The 21978-nt window shown below is 72.0% G+C and carries 17 protein-coding genes; 9 read left to right on the top strand and 8 right to left on the bottom strand.

What is annotated here, in order from left to right:
- Positions 1-161: 161 nt before the first annotated feature.
- Positions 162-1913 carry a glycosyltransferase family protein gene (locus tag Pla133_RS08120; protein ID WP_145064415.1) on the bottom strand — a complete coding sequence of 584 codons (1752 nt, stop codon included), beginning with the start codon at positions 1911-1913 and terminating at the stop codon, positions 162-164.
- Between the two features lie 84 nt (positions 1914-1997).
- Here Pla133_RS08120 and mog point away from each other — a divergent pair, with 84 nt between their 5' ends.
- The gene (gene mog, locus Pla133_RS08115) at positions 1998-2537 is read left to right on the top strand and encodes a molybdopterin adenylyltransferase (protein WP_145064414.1); all 540 of its coding nucleotides are present in this window, start codon (positions 1998-2000) and stop codon (positions 2535-2537) included.
- A gap of 5 nt (positions 2538-2542) precedes the next feature.
- The gene (locus Pla133_RS08110) at positions 2543-4273 is read left to right on the top strand and encodes a 4Fe-4S binding protein (RefSeq protein WP_145064413.1); all 1731 of its coding nucleotides are present in this window, start codon (positions 2543-2545) and stop codon (positions 4271-4273) included.
- Positions 4274-4385: 112 nt separating this feature from the next.
- Here Pla133_RS08110 and Pla133_RS08105 read toward each other — a convergent pair whose 3' ends face one another.
- From Pla133_RS08105 to Pla133_RS08095, 3 genes are all read right to left on the bottom strand, one after another.
- The gene (locus tag Pla133_RS08105; protein WP_145064412.1) at positions 4386-6035 is read right to left on the bottom strand and encodes a hypothetical protein; all 1650 of its coding nucleotides are present in this window, start codon (positions 6033-6035) and stop codon (positions 4386-4388) included.
- A gap of 242 nt (positions 6036-6277) precedes the next feature.
- The gene (locus tag Pla133_RS08100; protein WP_145064411.1) at positions 6278-8101 is read right to left on the bottom strand and encodes a cation:proton antiporter; all 1824 of its coding nucleotides are present in this window, start codon (positions 8099-8101) and stop codon (positions 6278-6280) included.
- An 18-nt stretch (positions 8102-8119) separates the two neighbouring features.
- Positions 8120-9757, bottom strand: coding sequence for a gamma-glutamyltransferase family protein (locus tag Pla133_RS08095; RefSeq protein ID WP_145064410.1), 1638 nt, complete (start codon positions 9755-9757; stop codon positions 8120-8122).
- Positions 9758-9892: 135 nt separating this feature from the next.
- Here Pla133_RS08095 and Pla133_RS08090 point away from each other — a divergent pair, with 135 nt between their 5' ends.
- From Pla133_RS08090 to Pla133_RS08080, 3 genes are all read left to right on the top strand, one after another.
- Positions 9893-10450 (top strand): hypothetical protein, encoded by a 558-nt coding sequence (locus Pla133_RS08090; RefSeq protein ID WP_419192239.1) that lies wholly within the window; start codon positions 9893-9895, stop codon positions 10448-10450.
- 190 nt (positions 10451-10640) lie between these two features.
- Positions 10641-11327: a PH domain-containing protein gene (locus tag Pla133_RS08085; protein ID WP_145064409.1), complete on the top strand. Its 687-nt coding sequence runs from the start codon at positions 10641-10643 to the stop codon at positions 11325-11327.
- A gap of 89 nt (positions 11328-11416) precedes the next feature.
- A complete protein-coding gene (locus Pla133_RS08080) occupies positions 11417-12976 on the top strand; it encodes a hypothetical protein (protein WP_145064408.1) in 1560 nt (519 codons plus the stop codon).
- A gap of 132 nt (positions 12977-13108) precedes the next feature.
- On the opposite strand, the gene Pla133_RS08075 is transcribed toward Pla133_RS08080, so the two are convergent.
- The 4 genes from Pla133_RS08075 to Pla133_RS08060 are packed head-to-tail and all read right to left on the bottom strand — an operon-like array spanning position 13109 to position 16201.
- Positions 13109-13741: a class I SAM-dependent methyltransferase gene (locus tag Pla133_RS08075; RefSeq protein WP_145064407.1), complete on the bottom strand. Its 633-nt coding sequence runs from the start codon at positions 13739-13741 to the stop codon at positions 13109-13111.
- A 42-nt stretch (positions 13742-13783) separates the two neighbouring features.
- A complete protein-coding gene (locus Pla133_RS08070; protein WP_145064406.1) occupies positions 13784-14692 on the bottom strand; it encodes a hypothetical protein in 909 nt (302 codons plus the stop codon).
- 31 nt (positions 14693-14723) lie between these two features.
- The gene (locus Pla133_RS08065; RefSeq protein ID WP_145064405.1) at positions 14724-15593 is read right to left on the bottom strand and encodes a hypothetical protein; all 870 of its coding nucleotides are present in this window, start codon (positions 15591-15593) and stop codon (positions 14724-14726) included.
- Positions 15590-16201 carry an NUDIX hydrolase gene (locus tag Pla133_RS08060; protein ID WP_145064404.1) on the bottom strand — a complete coding sequence of 204 codons (612 nt, stop codon included), beginning with the start codon at positions 16199-16201 and terminating at the stop codon, positions 15590-15592. Before Pla133_RS08060 ends, Pla133_RS08065 begins: the two co-directional genes overlap by 4 nt.
- A gap of 184 nt (positions 16202-16385) precedes the next feature.
- Here Pla133_RS08060 and Pla133_RS08055 point away from each other — a divergent pair, with 184 nt between their 5' ends.
- The 4 genes from Pla133_RS08055 to Pla133_RS08040 all read left to right on the top strand — a co-directional run bounded on the left by Pla133_RS08055 (position 16386) and on the right by Pla133_RS08040 (position 21892).
- On the top strand, positions 16386-17252 hold the full coding sequence (locus tag Pla133_RS08055) for an SDR family oxidoreductase (RefSeq protein WP_145064403.1): 867 nt from the start codon (positions 16386-16388) through the stop codon (positions 17250-17252).
- A 194-nt stretch (positions 17253-17446) separates the two neighbouring features.
- Entirely contained in the window at positions 17447-18154 is a 708-nt protein-coding gene (locus Pla133_RS08050) for an ABC transporter ATP-binding protein (RefSeq protein WP_145064402.1), read from the top strand.
- On the top strand, positions 18154-20724 hold the full coding sequence (locus Pla133_RS08045; RefSeq protein ID WP_145064401.1) for an FtsX-like permease family protein: 2571 nt from the start codon (positions 18154-18156) through the stop codon (positions 20722-20724). The genes Pla133_RS08050 and Pla133_RS08045 overlap by 1 nt, the downstream gene beginning before the upstream one ends.
- The gene (locus Pla133_RS08040) at positions 20717-21892 is read left to right on the top strand and encodes a lipocalin-like domain-containing protein (RefSeq protein ID WP_145064400.1); all 1176 of its coding nucleotides are present in this window, start codon (positions 20717-20719) and stop codon (positions 21890-21892) included. Before Pla133_RS08045 ends, Pla133_RS08040 begins: the two co-directional genes overlap by 8 nt.
- The last annotated feature ends 86 nt before the right edge of the window (positions 21893-21978 follow it).

Raw genomic sequence — 21978 nt, 5'->3', positions numbered from 1 at the left:
CAGGGGAAATCGGCCAGACGCACCACGGCCACCCTTGCATCGGCCGCGGCACCCACCGGAGTTCACCCATTTCCCACCCTCGGCTCCGATTCCCGGGACCCCGTGCCCGGAAGCGACTTCGAAGGGTCGCGGAGCCCTGCGGCGACCCGCTCCCCGCCCGCTCAGGCTCCGGCCGGCTCTGGATCGGTCGCCCCGGTGCCGCGATCGACCCCGGCCGAGCGCAGCATGGACGCCAGGCGCGCCGTCATGTCGTGCCGCTCGAGCACCGCCGCCCGGCCGCGCTCGGCCATGGCGCGGGCCTGGTCGGGGTGCTCGAGGTAGTGCGCGATCTTGGCCCGCAGCTCGGCCAGGTCACGGTAGACCGCGAGTTCCTCCCCCACCGCGAAGCACTCCGCCAGGGCCTCGGAGGCCTCGACCAGGGCGAAGCCCCCGCAGGCCAGCACGTCGAAGACCCGCATGGTGACGATGTCCGCCTGGTACAGGCGTCCGATGTCCACGTTGATCGACGCGCCCGAGTAGACCCGGTTGAGCTCGAGCGCGTGGCCCGCCCCGCCGCGGTAGCGCACGCCGTGGGGCTCGAGGGCCTTCCAACCCTCGTCGCCCCAGACCTGGACGTCGAAGCTGGCCAGGGAACCCACCCAGGACAGGCGTTTCTCGGCGGCCGCCGCCTCGGCGGCGAGGGACTCCGGTCGCAGGGTCGAGTGCCCCGCCTCCGCCTCGGCCGCGCAGTCGTCGAGGAACTTGCCGAAGGTCGGGCGCAGCAGGGTCGCCAGGCGGTAGCGGGAGAAATCCCCCCGCTGGTCCGCGAGGGCCTGCTCGAGGGCTGCGCGACCGCTCGCGTCCGTGGCCCCCTCGTCGCGGGCCCAGGCGCCGTAGAGCTCGAGGAACTGGTCCTGGGCCCGTCGCCCGCGCTCGACCATGCTCGCGCCCACGAAGGCCACCGGCGCCCGGTAGTGCTCGGCCTCGGCGCCGGCGAGCTGCGCCGGCCTGCGCGCGAGGGTGTCCGCGGCCAGGGGCTGGTAGGTGACGTGCTCGAAGCCGGCGGCGCGGAAGGCGTCCACGTGGGCGCGCCGGTAGGTGAACACATGGCTGGTCGGGCAGGGGCGTTCGAGCCGCGCCAGGGAGTCGGTCGAGGGATCGATCTCCCAGGTCAGCGCGGGGAGCCCGCGCGCGGAGCAGAACTCGGCCACACCATGGGTGTGGTTGACGGTCACCAGGGCCACCGGGTCCAGGGCGTCGACCTGGTGCTCGATCTCCTCCACGGCCAGGCCTTGGATGTCGACCGTCCAGGGCCAGAAGCCCAGGCGCTCCAGGCACTCCCCGACCTGATCGACGAACAGGCGCCCCTCGCCCAGGGCGATCGGGCGACCGACGGCGCCGCGCTCGACCAGCCGCCGCTCGCGGGCCCACATGGAGCCCAGAATCGGGTGGGCACGCACCTGCGCCGGGATCTGCTGGCCGGTCCAGGCCAAGAGGTCCGTGCCCAGCAGCAACTCGAGCCGCCCGCCGTCGATGGCCTCGGCCAGGTCCAGGCGCTCGATCAAGAGCCGCAGCAGGCGCGGATCGCGGTCCCAGGCCAGGATCCGGGTCGCAGGCCCCGCGAGGGCGCGCGCCAGGGTCTCGCCCAGGCCGACGCCGAACAACAGGAGGCTCCCTTCGGCCCGGCTGCCCGAGCGCGCCGCCAAGTCCAGCGTGGCGCCGTCCGCGGCCGCCGCTTCGAGATCGAGCCGCTGCCACGTCCCGCGCCAGTCGATCCCGACGCCGCCGGGCTCCGCGCGCAGGTGGTCCTCCCGCGCCGGCAGATCCAAACGCGCGAGCAGGGCCGGCGCGCGGCGCTGCAGAGCGAGGACGTTGCGTTCGAGAACCGCCGGGGTCCCGGTCGCGGGCTGGGGGTTGGATTCGGTCGGGGGCAAGGCTGGACCGGCGCGCCGCGGTGGACGGCTCGCGCGCCCCCCTTCTACAGTGCGCCGCCGGCCGGAACGAGGGCCGTGCTCCCCATGACTGAAGACAGCCCCAAGATCGGCGTCCTGACGATCTCCGACCGCGCCAGCCGCGGCGAGTACGAAGACCTCTCCGGCCCGGCCATCGAAGCAGCCCTGCGCGACTACCTGGCCACGCCCTGCGAGTACCTGCGGGTGGTGATCCCCGACGACCGGGAGGGCATCTGCGCCGCCCTGCGCGAGCTGGCGGCCAAGGGTTGCTCGCTGGTCTGCTCCACCGGCGGCACCGGCCCCTCGGCGCGCGACGTCACACCGGAGGCCCTCGAGGAGGTGTGCGACAAGCTCTTCCCGGGCTTCGGCGAACAGATGCGCCGCGCGTCCCTGGACGAGGGCGTGCCCACCGCGATCCTCTCGCGCCAGACCGCGGGGACCCTGGGTTCGACCCTGTTCGTGACCCTGCCCGGCAAGCCGGCGGCGATCCGCGTCTGCCTCGACGCCGTGTTCCCGGCCATCCCCTACTGCATCGACCTGATCGGCGGGGCCTGGCTCGAGGGCAACCCCGAGGTGGTCGAGGTCTTCCGTCCGAAGCAGAAGTAGCGCCGATGGCCGCCACGCCGAGCGCAACGGCCCGCGACCTGCCGCGGGCGAGTGAGCACCGCGCCGGCTGTGGCCCCGAGGCCGGGGTCCCGGCCAGCCCGCGCTCGACCCGCGGGCGCTGGCGCGCGGCGGTGCTGGTCGCCGTCCACGCGGTGATCGCGGTGCGCGTAGCCCATTGGCTGGCCACCGAGCGCACGCTCAGCGCCCTCGAACCCTCGGAGGCGGGCCACTCCTTGGCCCAAGGCGTGATCAACGCCGGCCTCGTGTTCATGGTGCTCTTGACCCTCTCCACCCTGGTGGTGGGTCGCTTCTTCTGCGGTTGGGCCTGCCACTTGGTTGCGCTGCAGGACGGCGCCGCGTGGCTGTTGGGGCGCCTCGGTCTGCGCCCCCGGCCGCTGCGCTCGCGCCTCCTGGCCTGGCTCCCGGCCGTCGCTGCCCTGGAGATGTTCGTGGTGCCGAGCGTGCTGCGAATGGTCGGCGACGGCCCGCGTCCAGCCTGGCAGTGGCACCTGTTCACCGACGACCTGTGGGCACGCTTCCCGGACTGGCCGGTGGCCCTGGCGACTTTCGTCGTGTGTGGCTTCGTCGCGGTTTGGCTGCTCGGCGCCAAGGGCTTTTGCACCTACGCCTGTCCCTACGGCGCGATCTTCGGGCTCGCCGATCGGGTGGCGCCCGGGCGCATCCGCGTCGATGCTGACGCCTGCGAGGGCTGTGGGCACTGCACCGCCGTCTGCACCAGCAACGTGGTCGTGCACCGCGAGGTGGCGCTCTTTGGCCAGGTCACCGATCCGGGCTGCATGAAGTGCATGGACTGCGTCAGCGCCTGTCCCAAGGACGCGCTGAGCTTCGGCTTCGGTAGCTTGCCACCGAAGCGACCCGCGGATGGGCGCGCGAAGCCGGCACGCACCTTCGACTTCAGTTGGCCCGAGGAGTTCCTGCTCGGCAGCGTTTCGCTGGCGTCGGTCTGGGCCTTCCGCGGGCTCTACGACCAAGTGCCCTTCCTCCTCTCCCTGGCCCTGGGCGGCTTCGCCGGCCTCGCTGCGGTGCTGGGCCTGCGCCTCGCCCGCCGGGTCGAGCTGCGCTTCCAACGCTCGGTGCTCGTGTCGAATGGCCGCTGGACGCCCCGCGGCGGCGTGGCGTTCGTGGCGAGCTGCGGCTTCCTGTTGCTGGCGGTCCACTCGGCGCTCGTGCGCTTCAGCGCGATCGAAGGTGAACGCCTCTTGCGCACGGCTCCCGGCGCCGAACCGCAGCGCACGGCCGCGATCGAGTCGGCCCTGGTACACCTCGAACGCGCGCGTCACCTCGGACTGCTGGTGCCCAAGCGACTTCACAACCAGCTCGGTCAGGCCTACTTCGGCCTGGGGCGCGAGCAGGAAGCCGAGGCCGACCTGCGCGCCGCCGTCGAGGCCGACCCGACCATGACGGTCGCCCGCGAGGTCCTGCTCGAACTGCTGGTGCGGCAGGAGCGACTGGCGCAAGCCGCCGCGGTGCTGTGGGACCAGTTCGAAGCTGCGCCGCCCGACGCGGCCCAGGCCGCCGCCCGCGCGCCGCTGGTGGTGCGGCTGGTCCAGGAGCTGCCCGACGCGGTCGAGCCCCGGCTCTGCATCGCGCGCATCCAGCTGGCCCTGGGCGATCGCGACACGGCGATCACCAACCTCGAGCGCGCCCTGGAACGCTTCCCTGGCGAGCCCCGGTTGGTACGACTGCTCGACGAGGCGCGCGCCTCCGAGCTCTGATCGGCCGACCGCGAATGGCGCGGGGCCGCGCCCGGCAAGTGCCGGACGCGGCCCCGTCGATCGCCCGCTTCGGTCAGCGCGCGAGCGCGGTCACCGGAGCGGGTCGCCGCGCTCAGTTGGCGCAGCCGGCAGTGTTGTTGCCCAGGCGCACCAGCAGACCGTTGGTCAGGTCGCCCAGGGCGAAGGCCGGACCGCTGCCGGTCAGGGTGAAGGCCTGGAAGTTCAGGTCGACGCCCTCGAGGGCCACGTCGCTCGGCACCGGCAGGGCGAAGGAACCGTCGCCGGCGCCGTCGTTGATCGCCGAGCCGACCTGGGAGATCTGCGCACCGAAGACGCCACCCAGGTAGAGGGTGCAGCCGCTGCCCAGGGGCAGGTTGGTCGCGAGGGGGCTGGCAAACAGGACCGAGGTCGCGCCGGGGGCGTTGTCGGTCATGTCGAGGGCGAAGCCGGCGTTGCCGAGGGTCGCCTGACCGTTGGCCGCCAAGGTCGGCACGCTCGAGCTGCCGCAACCCGGGCCTAGCACGAGGTCGTACTGGCCGGTGGGCACCTGGGTCGCCACGGCGAAGCTGTCCGCGCCGGTGCCGGGCAGGAACTGGCCGAGGGAGGCCAGGCCGGACTCGGGCGCCGCGGAGGAGTCGAACCAGAAGTTGTAGATCGAGTTCCAGTTGAGCGGGTTGTTGCCGGTCGAGACGACCAGTTCGCCGCCCACGTGGTTGAAGCTCCAGCCGTTGGCCGGGTCGAGGTCCACGTCCTTGAAGCCGAAGCCCGAGACCTGGGCCGAGGCACACAGGGGCAGGCGCAGCTCGTCGATGCCGCGCGCGTTGTCGCGGTTGTGCAGCGCGTACTCGTAGTGGTAGAGGCCGTTCGCGTTCGGACCGGTGACCTTCGAGGCCACGAAGACGCGACCGTCGTCGTTGCCGTTGGTGCTCGAATCGACCGACGCGCCGGGCCAGATCGACAGCACGGTGTCGTTCACCAGCGGCCCCGTGTTGGAGAAGTTCCACTTGGAACCGTTCCAGGTCGGGTTGAACGGACGGAAGCCCAGGTTGTTGCCGCGACGGGCCTCGGGCTCACCACGGATCACGTAGTAGCTGGAGTAGGCGAAGCTGGGGTTCAGAACCGGATCCAAGGCCGCATCGGGGATGTGGATGCGGTTGCCGATCGGACCCAGGCTGCCGGCCTGGCCCATGGTGAAGCTGCGGTTGCCGTCGCACATGGTGCCCGGCGTCGGGTTCAGTCCGGCGTCGAAGAACGAGCACTGGGCGGTCCACTGCCCGAGCCACGGATCGATCTCGTCCGGGGGCGCGAGGTAGAAGTTGTTGCTGTTGTTCGACACCGCGTAGGTGTCCGAGCAACCGATCCCGAGGTACGTCCCGTCGTGGCCGAAGGGGCTCACGGTGCAGGTGTCGCACTGGCTGCTGGCCAGGGCGAAGAAGCCGTGCTTGACGTAGGAGTAGTCGGAGATCTGGATCATCCGTCCCGAGTCGTCGTGGCGCACGACGAGGAAGGCGATCATCGGGTGGTCCTCCTGCATCGGCGCGAGCCAGGGCACGTCGACCGTGCCCTTGTTGCAGGAGGTGGTCGACATGGCGACGGCGTTCATGCCCCCGGGGAAGGTCCCCGAGCGGTTGACGGCGGTCAGGTCGTTGAGCAAGCCGAGGGCGACATCGGTGCCCGGAATCACGTTCTGCTGCGGTGCCGCGCTGGCGAACGAAGAAAGGGCGGCCCCGAAGAGGGCCGCCAGGACGGCGTGGGATCTCATGAACGTGATCGTGTGGGTAGTGTTGGGATTCGAGTGAGAGCCGCCGGTGGCCGCTCCCGATGCGAGGGGAGTCCCCTTGGAAGGTCCTGGGGACGATTTGGTTCCCACCGCCTGGGCGGAACGCCCCCAGAGCCTATCCCGACCCGCTTGCCGCCGGGGTCGCCGGGGTCGCCGGTGCCCCCGGCGGCCTGGCGACCGCGCCTGCCGGGGCCGGCGGGCGGGTTCCAACGGCCCCCTTGGGATCAGGTGACCTCGGTGTCCGATTCCAGAACCAAGGCGACGACCTGGTCACCCGGCCTGGGATCGAAGGGCACGTCCACGGAGGCCACGAACAGCTCGCCGTTGCGATCGATGCGGAACAGGGGCAAGGCCCGGTCCCCGTGGTGCTCCTTGTAGGACGCGAAGTCGAAGTCTTCGGTCAAGGGCGTCACGCGCATGCGGGCGCCCTGGACCAGGCGCGAATCCAGCTCCCAGAAGTTCGCCTGGGGAGCGAACAGCAGGCGCCCTTGCATCTCCTGGGTGATGCGATTGCGGGCCGCCTCGGACTGCGGCTCACCGTCGCTGAGCCACTCGGGCGGGAGCTGGTAGAGGCCCGAGCGCTCGAAGCGGCCGGCGAAGCGAGCCACCGCGAGGCTGTTGACCTCATCGTTGGGCGTCAGCGCCAGCAGTCGACCGATGCCGTCGAACGGCACACGCTGGTCGACGTACTCCGAAAGGGCGTTGGCGTGGTAGGCCTTCAGCCCGTCGAGCCGCGCCGTGGCCACCTGGGTGCGGTTGGTGTCGATCAGGATCACCGGCACGCCCAACTTCGTCAGGGTCACCCCGAGCTGGCGCGCGAAGGGGTGGGACCCGAGCAGCAAGAGGCCCCCACGCTCCATGTCGGCGATGCCGAGCTTGCGGGCGATGGGCGCTGCGAGCAGGCCGTAGACGACGACCGTACCGACGATCACGACGAACACCACCGGGGCCAACTCCCGGGCGCGATCGACCCCCGCGTGCGACAGTTCGATCGCGAACAGGGAAGAGATCGCCGCCGCCACGATCCCGCGCGGCGCCATGACCGAGAGGAACACCTTCTCGCGCCAATTGAGGCCCGTGCCGATGCACGAGAGCCACACGGCCAGCGGCCGGACGACCAGGATCAGGAGCGCGAGGAAACCGACGCTGCCCCAACCGAGGGGGGCGAAGTCGTCGAATCGCAGGCGCGCGGCCAGGAGCACGAACAGGGTCCCGATCAGGACCACGCGCAGGTTCTCCTTGAACTCCACGATGTGCTCGATGCGCGCGCCCTTGGCGTTGGCCAGGGAGATGCCGAGCACGGTCACGGTCAGAAGGCCCGACTCGTGGGCCAGCTCGTTGGACAGGGCGAACGCCGTCAGCCCGGTCATCAGCACCACGGCGCTCTGCAGGTAGTCCGGGATCAGGTGGCGCCGCAGCACGACGGCCAAGCCCTCGGCCACGGCCAGTCCGATCACGACGCCCACGGCACCGGCCGCGAACAGCTCGATGAACGCGTCACCGGTCGCGGCCTTGCCCCCTCCGGCGCTGATCCAACCGAAGACCAGCACCGCGAGCACGGCCCCGATGGGGTCGTTGACGATGCCCTCCCACTTGACCAGCGAGCCCACCGGGCCCTTGGGCCGCACGAAATTGAGCAGCGGCAGGGTCACCGTGGGACCCGTGACCACCAACAGGGCGCCGATCAGGGTCGAGAGGGGCCAGGAGAAGCCCAGGGTCCAGTGGGCCGCCACGCTCGACAGGGTCCAGGTCACCGCCACGCCGATGGTCAAGAGGCGACTGAAGGCGGGGCCGATCTCGGTCAGCTCCGAGCGCCGCAGGCTGAGTCCGCCCTCGAGCAGGATCGTGCCCACCGACAGCGAGACCAGCGGGAACAGCATCGGCCCCATCAGCTCGTCGGGATCGAGCCAGCCCAGGACCGGTCCGACGGCGAAGCCGACCAGCAACAGGAGCAGGATCGAGGGCAACCGCAGGCGGGTCGCGAGCCACTGGCTGCCGACGCCGAGGGCGGCGACCAGCCCGAGCTGGGAGGTGGGAGAGAGTTCCATCGTCGGAAGGGGTGCGGATCAGAATCCCGCGGCGTGGCCGTCCTTGCGGGACTCGGAGGCCCCGCTCAGCACACGCGCCACCGGATCCCAACCGACGGCCTGGTAGCCACCGAAGACGCCGCGCGCGGCGCCGACACGATGACCTCGCGCGAGCAGATCGCGAACAGTCCCCTGGGAGAATCCGCTCTCGAGGTACACGCGGCCGCCCCCGCGGCGCTCGGCGCCGGTCGGTTCCGGTCCGCCCTCGTGCAGGGCCCTGGGCGCGTCGCCCGCCTCCTGGAGATCGAGGCCGAAATCGATTCGGCCGACCAGGATCTGGACTTGCCCCTGGGGCTGCATCGCGCCGCCCATCACCCCGAAGCTCATCCAGGGCTCGCCGTCGCGGGTGGCGAAGCCCGGCATGATCGTGTGGAACGGGCGCTTGCCCGGGGCGTAGGTGTTCGGTCGTCCCGGGGCCAGGTCGAAGAGCTCGCCCCGATCCTGCAGCACGAAGCCGAGGCCTTCGGGCGCGATCCCCGAGCCCATGCCGCGGAAATTGCTCTGGATCAGGGACACGAAGTTCCCGTCGCCGTCGCCGATCGCGAGGTAGACGGTGTCGCCCGCGTCCAAGCGGGGATCGCCGGGCGCCACGTCGGTCGCCGCGCGGAGCTCGTCGATCGAACCCACCCGCGCCGCGGCGTAGTCCTTCGAGACGAGTTCGGCCACGGGGATCTCGGCTTGGTCGGGGTCCGCGTACCAGCGCGCGCGGTCCGCGTAGGCCAGCTTCTTGGCCTCGACCAGAAGATGCAGCCAGCGCGGGTCGTCGGGCCCACGCCGGTCCAGGGCGAAGTGCTCCAGGAGCCCCAACATCTGCAGGGTCGCGATGCCCTGGGTGTTCGGACCGATCTGCCACACGTCCACACCGCGGTAGTTGGCCCCCACCGGCTCGACCCACTCCCCCCGGTGCTCGGCCAGGTCGCGCGCGCACAGGAAGCCGCCCTCGGCCCGCATGGCCGCTTCGATGCGCTCGGGAACGTCGCCGCGGTAGAAGCCCTCGCGCCCGTGGGTCGCGATGCGTCGGTAGGTGCGCGCGAGATTCGGGTTACTGAAGACCTGCCCAGCCTGGGGCGCGGCACCGCCGGGCATGAACTGCGAGCGGAAGCCGTCGAAGCCCCCCAGGCGCCGCGCGTTTGCGGCCCACTCGTGGGCGATCACCGGCGAGACCGGGAAGCCCTCGCGGGCGTAGGCGATGGCCGGCTCCAGGAGGTCCGCCAGGGGTAGGCGACCGAAGCGCTCGTGCAGGGCGACCCAGCCGTCGACGCAACCGGGGGTGCTGACCGACAGGGGGCCGTGGGCCGGAATCCGATCGAGGCCCAATCCCAGCAGGTGCTCGCGAGAAAGGCCCAGGGGCGACCGACCGCTGCCGTTGTAGCCCGAGAGCTTGCGATTCTCCGCGTCCCACACGAGGGCGAAGAGGTCGCCCCCGACGCCGGATCCCGTGGGCTCGACCAGACCGAGCACCGCATTGGCGCCGATGGCCGCGTCCACCGCGCTGCCGCCCCGGCGCAGCAGCTCGATCGCCGTCTGGGTCGCCAGGGGCTGGCTGGTGGCGGCGACACCACCCCGCGCGTAGACGGTCGAGCGGGCGGCGAACGGTCGGCCGATGGGACGGTCCATGGTTGGGAGGGGCGCGCGCCGAGTTCGGAAGAAGAGAGCGCTGGCGACGCTCGTTCTAATCACCGCGGACTCGCCGTGCCATCGGCCGCCCGCCAGAGACTGGAATCAGCGGTCCGCCGGGCCCATACCCAGGCAATGTCGAAACTCGCTCGCGTCGGAATCGGTGCGGCTGCCCTGGCGCTGCTCGGGTTGCTCACCGTCACATCCTGCTCGTCGCCCCTGCCCCGTCGGGACCCCACCGGCGAGCTCTTCCCGGCCGCAGTCGGCAAGTCCCTCGAAGGCGAGGAAGTGGCCCTGCCCAACGACCTCTTGGGCGAGCCGGCCCTACTGCTCGTGGGCTACGTGCAGGACGCCCAGTTCGACATCGATCGCTGGCTGCTGGGGCTGATTCAGGCCCAGGTGGCGGTGCGCACGGTGGAGGTGCCCACGGTGCGCGGGCTGGTCCCCGGCCTGTTGTCCGGGACCATCGACGAGGGCATGCGCGGCGGGATTCCCGAGCGCTTCTGGGGTGACGTGGTCACGGTCTACGGCGACGCGGCGGAGATCGCCCGCTTCACGGGCACCGAGGGACCGCGCAACGCCCGCGTACTGCTGTTGGACGCCCAGGGGCGCGTGACCTGGTTCCACGACCAGGGCTACGCCGCGCCCCTGATCCCCGAGCTGGTCGACGCCGTGGGCCGAGCGGGCCGCTGAGCCCGCCATCGGCCCACGCCCGTGGTTCCGGCCCACCCGCCGGTTAGGCTCGGACCGCCGCAAGGAGCACGACCGTCTGCCCAAGGACTCCGGCAGGGCCGTCGGTGGAGCGACGGCGCCAGAATGCGCGCCAAGGCGGCGCGTAGGCCCGCGGTTCCTCCCGGGCAACCCATCGAGACTCGAGCCAGCCATGACCGAACCCAAGACCACCAATTGTCCCGCCTGCGACGGGCTGGTCTCCCTCGCCGCGCCCGCCTGCCCCCACTGCGGGCACCCCATGGACCGCCCCGCCAGCCACGGGGGCGCGCCGCCCCGCGCGGCGGCGGTGGCCGAGGGCACGGAGCACATCTGGCGCATGAGCCACATCTACTTCGTGTGGCGCTACATCCTGGCCGCCGTCCTGCCGCTGCTGCCGCTGATCTGGAATCTGCTCCTGGGCGGGGGCGGGGCTCCCGGGGCCGAGGGCACCGAGGGCGCGGCACCCGCCGAGGGAGCCGTCGCGGCCCAGACCGCGGGCAGCGGCCTGCAGATCCACTCGCCGTGGGTCTGGTACGTCTGTCTCGGCCTACTGGCGATCAGCCTGTTCCTGCTGGGCGGCGCGCTGATCCGACGCCTCGGGACGCGCTACGCCCTGACCCACGACGGCTACGTGCGCGAGCAGCACGGCCTCCTGACGCGCATGACCGCCGAGCTCCACGTGAGCGACATCCGCCTGGTGAATCTGCACCAGAATGTGTGGCAGCGGATCTTCGGCATCGGCTCGATCGACATCTCCTCGGCCGGCAATGCGGGCATCGAGGTGCGCTTCGTCGGCGTGCCGGACGCGGAGCAGATCAAGGAGCGCATCCTCGACCGGGCCGAGTCCAGCGACGACTGAGCGACGCCAGGCGCCCTCGACCCAGCACCGAGCGTCGCGCCGACGCTGCATACGGGCTCGATCCACCAGCTCCGAAGGTCCCCGCTGCAATGCAACGACTGCACTCGACGATTCTGCTCCTGCCGCTCCTGTGGCTCCCCGCCGCGCCGCTCCAGGAAACGCCCCCGGCAGCGTCCGCCCCGGTCGCCGACGCGGAACGGGCCCGAGACCCCGAGCTGCTGGCGCTGATCGAACAGGCCCGACTCGCGGTGGCCGCGCGCTACGGCGAGCAGCAGCGGGCCGAGCCCGTCGCGGTGAAGATCGTCGACCGCGACCGCCTGGTGGCGACCATGACCGTCGACCTCGGACCGCAGATGAGGATGCAGTTCGAGGACGAGGAGGTCGCCGCCAACCAGGCCCGGAGCTTCGCCGAGACCATCGGCTTCGCCGTCCTCGCGCGCTACTGCTGGACCGAGCAGGCCATCCTGGTCTGTCCCGAGAACTTCGACTTCATGGCCGAGCTCTTCGAGGACGAGTCCCTGACCGACGACGGAATCCTGCGCGCCGTGTTGGTGCACGAGTTCGTTCACGCCAACGACAGCCGCACCCACGACCTGGCCGAGTTCTTGAACAGCTCGTCCGACGTCGACGCGCTGCACGCGCGCAATGCCGTGATCGAGGGCCACGCCCAGCGCGTCGCCCGCGCCGTCTGTGCCGATCAGGGCTGGAGCGCCGGGTTCCTGCAGTTCACCGACCTGATCGACGCCGTGCCGCCGGGGATCGACGATCCGATCGCGCGCATGACGATGGAGGTCGCCGCCCAGTCCTTCGCCTTCGCCTACTACGACGGCGAGCGGCTCGTGGACGCGGTCGCGGCGGCCCGCGGGCAGGAGGGCATCGAGGCGCTGTTCAGCTCCCCGCCCCGCAGCCCGATCGAGGTGCTGCGGCCCGATTGGTACCTGGACCCCAGCCTGCGCCCAGCCTCGGAGATCGACCTCGAACGCGGCCTCGATCGGTTCGTCGAGCTGGTGGTCCAGGAGGGCCAGCGCGAACAGCGGCTGAATCTGCTGCCTAGCCAGGTCCGGGCGATCTTCGCGGGCCTCCCGGAGCTCCAGGTACGGCGCTTCCAGGAGGCCATGATCGAGTGCCGTCTGGTCGTGGCCACGGACCCCGAGCAGCCGGGCGCCATGCGGAGCATCGGCCTGTTCCAGTTCGGCACGGCCGGCGAGGCCCTGGCTGGCTTGGCCCTCGAGCGCGCCCTGCTGAAGTTCCGCGACGAGCAGATGGCCGAGGGCCCGATCCACATCGCCGAGTCCGAGTACCTCGAGATCGCCCTCGAGGGCGGCGAACGCGGCCTGGCCGCGATGAAGACCGTCGAGACGCCCATCGACTCCTTGGAGGTCACGACCGTGTTGCTGGTCAACGGGCCCCTGCTGGTGGAGGTGTCCGCGGTGTTCGCGCCCGAGGAACACAACGTCCTGGCCGAGTGGGGCCGCGCCACCCTGGAAGCGGCGCTGCGCCCACCCGCGGTCGGAGATGGCGAAGTCGGGGATGGGCAAGTCGAGGACGGGCAAGTCGAGGACGGGCAAGTCGAGGACGATGAATCCGACCCCAGCGGCGACGGATCCCCAGAGGCGGGAGCCGACGACAGTTCGGACGAGCCGCATTAGCGCGCAGCTCGGTGCCCGTTGCGAGCCGCGCTAGCGCGCTGCTCGGTGCCCACTGCGAGCCGCGCTAGCGCGCTGCTCGGTGCCCATTGCGAGCCGCGCTAGCGCGCTGCTCGGTGCCCACTGCGAGCCGCGCTAGCGCGCTGCTCGGTGCCAAACCTCTGAGTGCAGCAGGCCCGCGCGCTCGTCGTGGGTCGCGGTGCGGTGCCATCCGCGCGCCTCCAAGCGGGGTGCTGGATCTTCCAGGCGGCGGGCGCTCGAGCCGGTCGTGACGCCGAAGAAGGCGTACAGCAGCGCCAACCAGGCCCGCGCGTGCAGGCTGCGCCAGCCCGACGGCGGTCGGTGGAAGTCCGCCACGATCCAGGTGGCCTCGGGTGCCGCCGCCGCGTCGAGCCCCTCGACGATCTCCGTCAAGGAGTCCCCCTCGAAGCAGTCGAGGAAGAAGCAGGTCGCGACCAGATCGAAGGCCCCGCGCTGCAGCGCGACCGCGGATAGATCCCCCTGCACGAACTCCACCCGAGCGAGCCAGTCGGGCGCCTCGCGTTCGAGGCGGCAACGGGCGAGCTCCAGCATCCGCGCGCTGGCGTCGACAACGGTGACCTGCGCCCCCGGCGCCGCGCGGAGCAGCGCCAGCAGGAAGCGCCCGTCGCCCTCCCCAACCGTCAACGCGCGCCGCGCCCCAACGACCCGATCGAGGAAGCGCACGCGGCAACGCTGCATCGCGCCGCCGAACGCCAGCCGCTCGAGGGGCGCGAAGGCCCGCGCCACGGGGTCGAAGTCGGCGGTCAGGGTCGGCCCGATCGGGTGCGCCTAGCGCACGCTCAGGGTCAGGGTCTCGCGGGTCGAGATCGCGCCCGTGGACTCCAGGCTGACGCGCTTCACGCGCGTCGGCAGGCTCGTGTCGAGGTCGAAGTCCCACTCGGTGCGGATGATCGGACCCAGGGGTGTCTGCCCCGCCAGGCCCGCGTCCTCGAGCCGCTCGGTCAGGAGCGAATCCTGTGCGCTGGGACGGTCGTCGCAACTGACCCGGCACCGTCCCGTCAGCTCGTCATGATCCTCGAGCCGGTACGTCAGCGTGCGGGTCGAGCTGACCACGGACCAGGCCGGCGACTCGTAGTACTCGAGGTCCAGGGGCTCGTCCGCGACCAGGAAGTAGCCGATCGGGATGCACCAGGCCTCGCACAGATCGATCAGCTCGGCTGCCAGCACGTCGTGGGTCGGCGCCAACTCCGCTGCGACAGGACCGAGGTCTGCGGGCAGACCGGCCACGAGCTCGCCGCGACGCCGGTTCAACGCGTCGACCGTGCCCTCGACTTCGACCAGGGTGTCCGGCACGCCGTACTCGTCGCAGAGCAGGTGGAACTCCACCCCGTCAGCCAGGGCGGCGAAGCGATGGGCCAGGGACCCGTCGTCACCGGGCGCGGCGAGCAGCGAGCGGCTGCTCGACAGGGTCATGTCGAGCAGCCAGCGGCCGTTCTCGGTCGACCGCACGGCATCGACGGCGATGGTCGACGACTTGCCGCCGACCGTCGTCCACTGGCCGACCTGTAGGCGCTCCATCCGGCGCTCCAGCGCCAGCTCCAAGCTGAGGCCGTTGGCCCACGGCGAGACCAACTCGACGCCGTCGAGGAAGTCCATGTACCCCGGCAGGTAGCCCGAGTCCTGCTCCTGAGGGACAGCGACGAGGGGGGCGAGTACAAACAGGGCGGCGGTCAGCATGGATCGATGTTCGTGGGCCGAAGTTTCGCGCTCAGGATAGGAGCAGGGCCAGTGCTGCGGGAACACACAGGCACAGGTCGGCGGCCGTGGGCAGGGTCGAGATGGGCCGATTGGAGCGGTGTAACGCGACCAGGCCGGCCGCCGCCGCCGCGAGGGCGAGCCAGCCCGTGGCTACGGCCGATCCGCTCGCCAGGGTGGCAGCCAGGAGCGCGACGAAGCCGAGGCTCGCCGCCACCGGCGCGAAGGCCGACGCCAGGCCCGGCCACTCCGTGGCCCACGACACTTCACCCGCGGCACGATCGCCGGCGGCCTCGCCCAGGGCCACGGCGGCGCAATCGACGACGCACAGGGCCGTGAACCCCGAGGCCAACAGCAGCGCCGACGCCGAGGGCAGGGTCGCCCCGAAGGCGAAGACCGAAGTGCCCGCGGCGAACAGGGCCCCCACCACCAACTCGCGCGGAATCAGCCGTCGCACCTGACCTGGCCACAGGGCCACCGCCAGGGTGTAGGCCGCAACGAGGGCCGCCAGGGCGATGCCCCGTTGAAGGACTTGGGGCGCGAGTTGGGTCCAGGCCGCGACCATCGCGGCGACGAGTACCACGAGCCACAGGCTGCCGATCGCGAGGGGATGGCGCGCGGCGGCGCGATGGCGCGCGGTGGCCGCCCGCGCTCCCAGCCGCCGGCCGTCGAGCAGACGATCGGCCGCGTAGCCGAGCCAAACCCCCGCGGCGAGCAGGGCCAACTCCGCGGGCTCGGCCCGACGCCCGGCCGCCCGCGCCAGCAGCGCGGCCCAGACCACGGCGACCAGGGGCGCATCGAGGCTGGCCACGTTCAGAGCCAGCAGCAAGCGCGCCGCCGGCCCCGACCGCGGCTGGGCGTGCCCGATCGCCGGGCCGCTCATGTGCCGTCCGGATCCAATCCCACGCGCCGGTGGTCGCCGAGTTCGTAGTTGGCCGCCCGAAAGCGCGACCCCTCGCCGTTCCAGCGCAGGTGACCCAGGTGTAGGTTCGGCCGCCCCGACGCGCGGTCCTGCAGGTACAGCCGCAGGGCGAAGTCGATCACGGGGAAGGCCAACTCGTCCCAGGGGATCGCCTCGGGTTCGAACAGGCGCACTTCCAGGCTCTCCGGTCCCGCCGCGAAGCCCGGCTCCGCCAGGCTGGCGCGAAACAGCGTGTAGACCTGACCGATGTGGAGCAGGTCGAAGCTCGCCAGGGGCGCGGCCACGCGCACCCGCGCGCAGGCCTCCTCCCAGGTCTCGCGCGCGGCGCCCTGGGTCAGGCTCTCCTCCAGCTCGAGGAACCCCGCCGGCACCGTCCAGCGCCCGACCATCGGCTCGATCGCGCGCCGACACAAGAGCAGCTTGCCGCCCTCCTCGATCACGCAGCCCACGACCACCCGCGGGTTCTCGTAGTGGATCGCCCCACAACCGGAGCAGACGCGCCGAGCCCGGTCGTCGCCCACGGGTACGGCCAGGTCGACGGCGTCGCCGCAGTGGGAGCAGAAGTTCATGGCCTGGCCGGCGCGGACCCCCGGGGCCCGCCCGCGCGCCCCGGGATTCTGGACCCTGGCTCCCCCGCGTGAAAGCCACGAACCGAGCGGATCCGCCGGGCGCCGAAATGACCACGGGATCCGCGCTCCGAGCGTGCTATAGCCCTTGCGGCACTCGGCCCGGGCGGATCGGCTGCCGACCACCATGCAGACCATCCTGATCGCCGGCTGTGGCTACTTGGGGACCACCGTCGGCGCCCTGCTCGCGCGCCTCGGCTACCCGGTGCGCGGCCTGCGCCGGAATCCGGCCGGCCTGCCGGACTCGATCGAGCCCGTGCGGGGGGACCTGACCGACCCTGGGCTGGAGCTCGCGCCGGCCGATTGGCTGGTCTTCGCGGCCGCGCCGTCGTCCCGCGGCGAGGCCGGCTACCGGGCGATCTACGTGGACGGACTCGCGCGGGTCCTGGACGCCCTCGAGCGCGCGGGCGCGCTGCCCTCCCGGGCCCTGTTCGTGTCGTCCACCGCGGTCTACGGCCAGGATGGCGGCGAATGGGTCGACGAGGACTCGCCCACGGTCCCGGCCGACTACCGCGGCGCGACCCTGCTCGAGGCCGAGGCCCACCTGCGCGCGCGGGTCGACACGCCGATCAGCCTGCGCCTGGGCGGCCTCTACGGACCGGGGCGCACGCGCTTGATCGAGAGCGTGCTCAACGGCGAGAGCGACTTTCGCGCCGAGCCCCCCAACTACACCAACCGCATCCACCGGGACGACGCGGCCCTGGCGACCGTGCACCTGCTCGAAGCCGAGGGGCCGGCCCCGATCTATTGCGGCGTGGACGACGGGCCCGCGCCCCGCGGCGAGGTGCTGAGCTGGCTCGCCAACCGGCTCGACGCGCCCCGTCCGCGACACGTGGCCCAACCGGTCCTGGGTCGCGGCGGCAACAAGCGCGTGTCGAACGCCCGCCTGCGCGCGGCCGGCTACCGGTTCAAGTACCCGACCTTCCGCGAGGGCTACGAGCAGGTCATCGCGGCCGAGGGACCGTCCCTGTGGAACCGCGAAGAGGCTGAATGAGTCCGCGGGGCATCGAGCCCGCAGCAGCGGCTGTCGGCGGCGCTGCGCGTTGATCTCCGTCGCGCCGGGAGCCAGACCCTCCGTAGACGACGGCTCGCTTGCGTCGCAGGAGCCGAGGCCACATCGGAGCGGTATCGCTGGGAGGTCCTTGTGGGAGCCGAGCGGGCGCCCCAGATTGCCTCGGAAGCCGATCGATGACTGCCCCCGAGATCCACAACACCGGCGGACCCGCGGCCGTGCAGACCCACGGACTCGTGCGGCGCGTGTCCGAGGGCGGGGTCGAACGCGAGATTCTGCGGGGAGTCGATCTGCGCCTGGAGCGTGGCGAGTTCGTGGCCCTCTTGGGCCGCAGCGGCTCGGGCAAGTCGACCCTGCTCAACCTGCTCGGCGGGCTCGATGCACCCGACGAGGGCGAGATCTGGATCGACGACCAGCGGGTCGACACCCTCGACGAGACCGCGCGCACGGTCCTGCGGCGGCGGCGGATCGGGTTCGTGTTCCAGGCCTTCAACCTGGTGCCGACCCTGACCGTGCTCGAGAACGTGTTGCTGCCCCTGGAGCTCGACGGGCGCGCGGACCGCGCGGCCCGCGCCCGGGCCCGTGAGCTGCTCGTCGACGTCGGTCTCGGCGATCGCGCGGACAGCTTCCCGGACCGCCTGTCCGGCGGCGAGCAGCAGCGGGTGGCCGTGGCCCGCGCCCTGGCCGGGGAGCCGGCCCTGGTGCTGGCCGACGAGCCAACCGGAAACCTGGACCACGAGACCGGGAACGGGGTACTCGACCTGCTCGAGCGCCTGGTGCGCGAGCGTGGCGTGACGCTCCTGGTCGTGACCCACTCCGCCGAGGCCGCCGGCCGGGCGGACCGCGCCCTCGAGATGGACGACGGCCGGCTGGTCGGGGGCTGATGCTCGCGCTGCTCTCGAGCGCCGCGCGCCACGCGCGGCGCCGGCCGGGCGGCGCCCTGTTGGCGATCCTCGGTGTCGCCCTCGGCGTGGCGGTGGTGCTGGGCATCGACCTGGCCAACGCTGCGTCCCTGCGCGCGATGGAGCTGTCGGTCGAGCGAGCGGCGGGCCGTGCGACCCACTCCGTCGTCGGATCGCCGGATGTGGACGAGCGACTGCTGCGGACCCTGCGGGCGGATCTCGGCCTGCGAGCCGCGGCGCCGGTGGTCGAGCGGGACGTGGCCCTCTCTCCGGCCGAGTCGACCGCGGCCCCCGCGCCCGACGAGGTCCTGCGCCTGCTCGGCCTGGATCCCTTCTGCGAAGCGCCCTTTCGCCCCTACCTGGCCTCGGCCGAATCGGGCTTCGCGGTGGACCTGGACCGCTTCTTGGCCTCGCCCGATGCCGTGCTGCTCGGCGCCGAGACGGCGCGGCGCCTGGGCGTTGAAGTCGGCGCGCGCCTCGACCTGCGCCTGGGCGCCGAGCGCCGGTCGGTGGAGCTGATCGGCGTGCTCGAGCCCCGCGACGGGTTCGACGCCGAGCTGCTGCGGGGCTTGATGCTGTGCGACATCGCCACGGCCCAGGAGTTGACCGGGAGCCTGGGACGTCTGACCCGCATCGACCTGGTGCTCGACGACGGGCCCGCGGGCGAGGCCCAGCGCGCACAGGTCGAAGCCCTGCTCGGCCCCGGCGAGCGCATCGAATCCACCGGAGCGCGCGTCGGCACCCTGGCCCGACTGACCCGCGGCTTTCGGCTGAACCTCCAGGCCCTTTCGCTCCTGGCCCTGGTGGTCGGCGGGTTCCTGGTCTTCAACGCCCTGTCCTTCGCCGTGGTCGAGCGGCGCGAGGAGTTGGGCCTGTTGCGCACGCTCGGTGCGACCCGGGCCCAGGTCAGCGTCGCGATACTGATCGAGACCGGCCTCTTGGCGGGTGTCGGCGTGGTGCTGGGCCTCGTGCTCGGCACGGCCCTGGGCGCGGGCCTCGTGCACCTGGTGCTGCGCACGATCAACGATCTCTACTTCAGCCTCGAGGTCGGCGCGAGCACCCTGGCGCCGGGGTCCCTCGGCAAGGCTGCGGTGCTCGGTCTGGTCACCAGCATGGTGGCCGTGCTCGCTCCCCTGCGCGAGGCCCTGCGAATCGAGCCCCACCGCGCACTGCAACGCTCGAGTCTCGAGCAACGCGCCCAATCCCGAGCGCGACTGGGGTTGGTGCTGGGCGCCGTGCTCCTGATCCTCGGCGCCGCCGTGATCGCCGCCGCCGGCCGCTCGATCCAGATCAGCTACGCGGGCCTCTTCGCCGGCCTCGTGGGCGCAGCGCTGATCGCGCCGCGCGCCACCGACCTGCTCCTGGGTCTTGCCGAGGGTCCCCTTGCGCGCCTGCTCGGCGGCACCGGACGCATGGCGGCGCGCGGGGCGAGACGCTCTCTCTCGCGCACCTCCGTTGCCGTCGCGGCCCTCTCGGTGGCCCTGGCCGCAAGCCTGGGCGTCGCGGTGCTCGTGACCAGCTTCCGGGCCACGGTGGTGACCTGGTTGGACTCCGCCCTGGTCGGCGACGTCTTCGTGACCTCGCCCAGCCTGACCGCGACCCGCACCACCGGCAGCATCGATCCGTCGCTGGTTGAACGGCTGGAGCGCACGCCGGGAATCGTCGGCACCCAGACCTTCCGCGGTCGAGTGCTGCAGACCTCCGTGGGCCGCGTGCAGGTGATCGGTGTGGGCATCGACCGCGCCCGCTTCGAGCGCTACCTGTTCGCCGAGGGCAGCGCGGCCATTTGGGACGACTTCGCGGCCGGGCGCGCCTGCGTGGTGACCGAGCCCCTGGCCTTCCACCACGGCCTGAGCCTGGGCGACGAGTTCGAGATCGAGTCGCCGGGCGGCGCGCTGACCCTGCCGATCGGGGCGGTGACTCGCGACTACGCTTCCGACAGCGGCGTGGTCGTGGTCCACCTGGAGCTGCTGAACGGACTGCTCGAGGACGAGCGCCTGAGTTCGTTCACCTTTGAAGTGGCCCAGGACGCCTCAGTCGACGCGGTCATCGCCGGCCTGCGCGAGCGACTCGCTCCCGACGAGGACCTGCAGATCCGCTCCAACCGCTCCCTGCGCGCCGAGACCCTGAGGGTCTTCGATCGCACCTTCGCGGTGACGTCGGTCCTGCGCGCGCTGACCCTGGTGGTGGCCCTGGTGGGCGTCTTCTCGGCCCTGTCCGCGCTGGGCCTCGACGCGCGACGCGAGCTGGCGACCCTGCGCGCCGTGGGCATGACCCCCGGCCAACTGTGGCGCACCCTGTCGACTCAACACGCCCTCCTGGGCGCCGCGGCGGGTCTGTACGCGATCCCCCTCGGCTATGCCCTGGCCTGGTGCATGGTCGCGGTCATCAATCGACAGGCGTTCGGTTGGACCTTGCTCGATCTCGAGCCGGCCTACGGTGCCGTGGCCACGGCGGTGGTCGGAAGCGTGGTCGTCGCGGTCTTGGCCGGAGCCTGGCCCGCGCGCCGCGTGTCGCGCTCGTCCGTGGTGGAGGCCCTGCGCGATGAGTAGACGTTCACTCCTTCTGGCTCTGTTGGCCCTGTCCGCCTGCGGCGGCTCCAAGCCCTCGACACCGGCGGTCGCCTTGTCCGACCTCCTGGGAGCCGGTGACACGGCCAGCTTCGCGCGCGCGGACGGACCACGCGACTTCACCTTCCCCGCGGACCACGGACCCCACCCGGGGTTTCGGACCGAGTGGTGGTACGTGACCGGCAACCTGACCTCGGCGGATGGCCGCCCGTTCGGCTTCCACCTGACGCTCTTCCGCCGCGGGTTGGCCCAGCCGGAGGGTCGCGCGAGCGACCTGGCCCCCAGCGACCTGTGGATGGCGCACTTCGCGATCGCCGACGGCGCGGGCCGAGAGGTCCACGCCCACGAGCGGACCGCGCGCGGCGCTGGCGGGCTGGCAGGCGCGGCGTGGAGCGACGATGGTGCTGGCGATTCGCAACTGCGCGTCTGGCTCGAGGACTGGGAGCTGGCCTTCGTCGACGGACTCGGCGCGGGCGAGCTGCCGCGATTGCGCCTGGTCGCCCGCGCTGGGGACGACGCCCTCGAGCTGAACCTCGCCGCGCGCAAACCCGCGGTGCTCCAGGGCGACGCGGGCCTGTCGATCAAGGGCTCAGCGCCCGGCCAGGCCTCGTACTACTACGCCGTGACTCGGCTGACGGCCTCGGGCTCCGTCGAAGTGGGCGGCGAGACCTTCGCCGTCGACGGCAGCGCCTGGCTCGACCGCGAGTGGAGCACCTCGGTGCTCGGCCAGGGCCAGGTCGGCTGGGACTGGTTCGCCCTGCAACTGGACGACGGCACCGACGTGATGCTGTACCAGATGCGCCTAGCGGACGGGGGCGTCGACGCCACCAGTCACGGATCGATCACGGAGAAGGACGGCTCGCACTCAAAGCTCGAGGGCAGCGGCTACACGCTCCGCTCGGCCGACACCTGGCACAGCCCGCGCTCGGGCGCGCCCTACCCCAGCGGCTGGACCGCCGTGGTGCCCGAGAAGGGTCTCGAGCTGCGGATCACACCGCTCCTGCCCGACCAGGAGCTGCCCCTCTCCGTCGTCTACTGGGAAGGCGCCGTCCAGATCGAAGGCACGCGCGCCGGCCGCCCGGTCCGCGGCGTGGGCTTCGTCGAGCTGACGGGCTATGCGGACATTGGCGAGGGCGGAGCGCCGCGCTGAGGCGCCGCGTCCGGCGCCCCGACTTCTTCGGGAAGATGCGACCGCGAGGGGCGTCGGACCGTGGCCGCGCGGCTGCGATTCCTCGC

It is taken from the genome of Engelhardtia mirabilis (assembly GCF_007748095.1).
In the GTDB taxonomy this organism is placed as follows: Bacteria; Planctomycetota; UBA1135; order UBA1135.
Note: the sequence above shows the minus strand (reverse complement) of the source record. Positions and strands in the feature narration are given on the sequence as shown.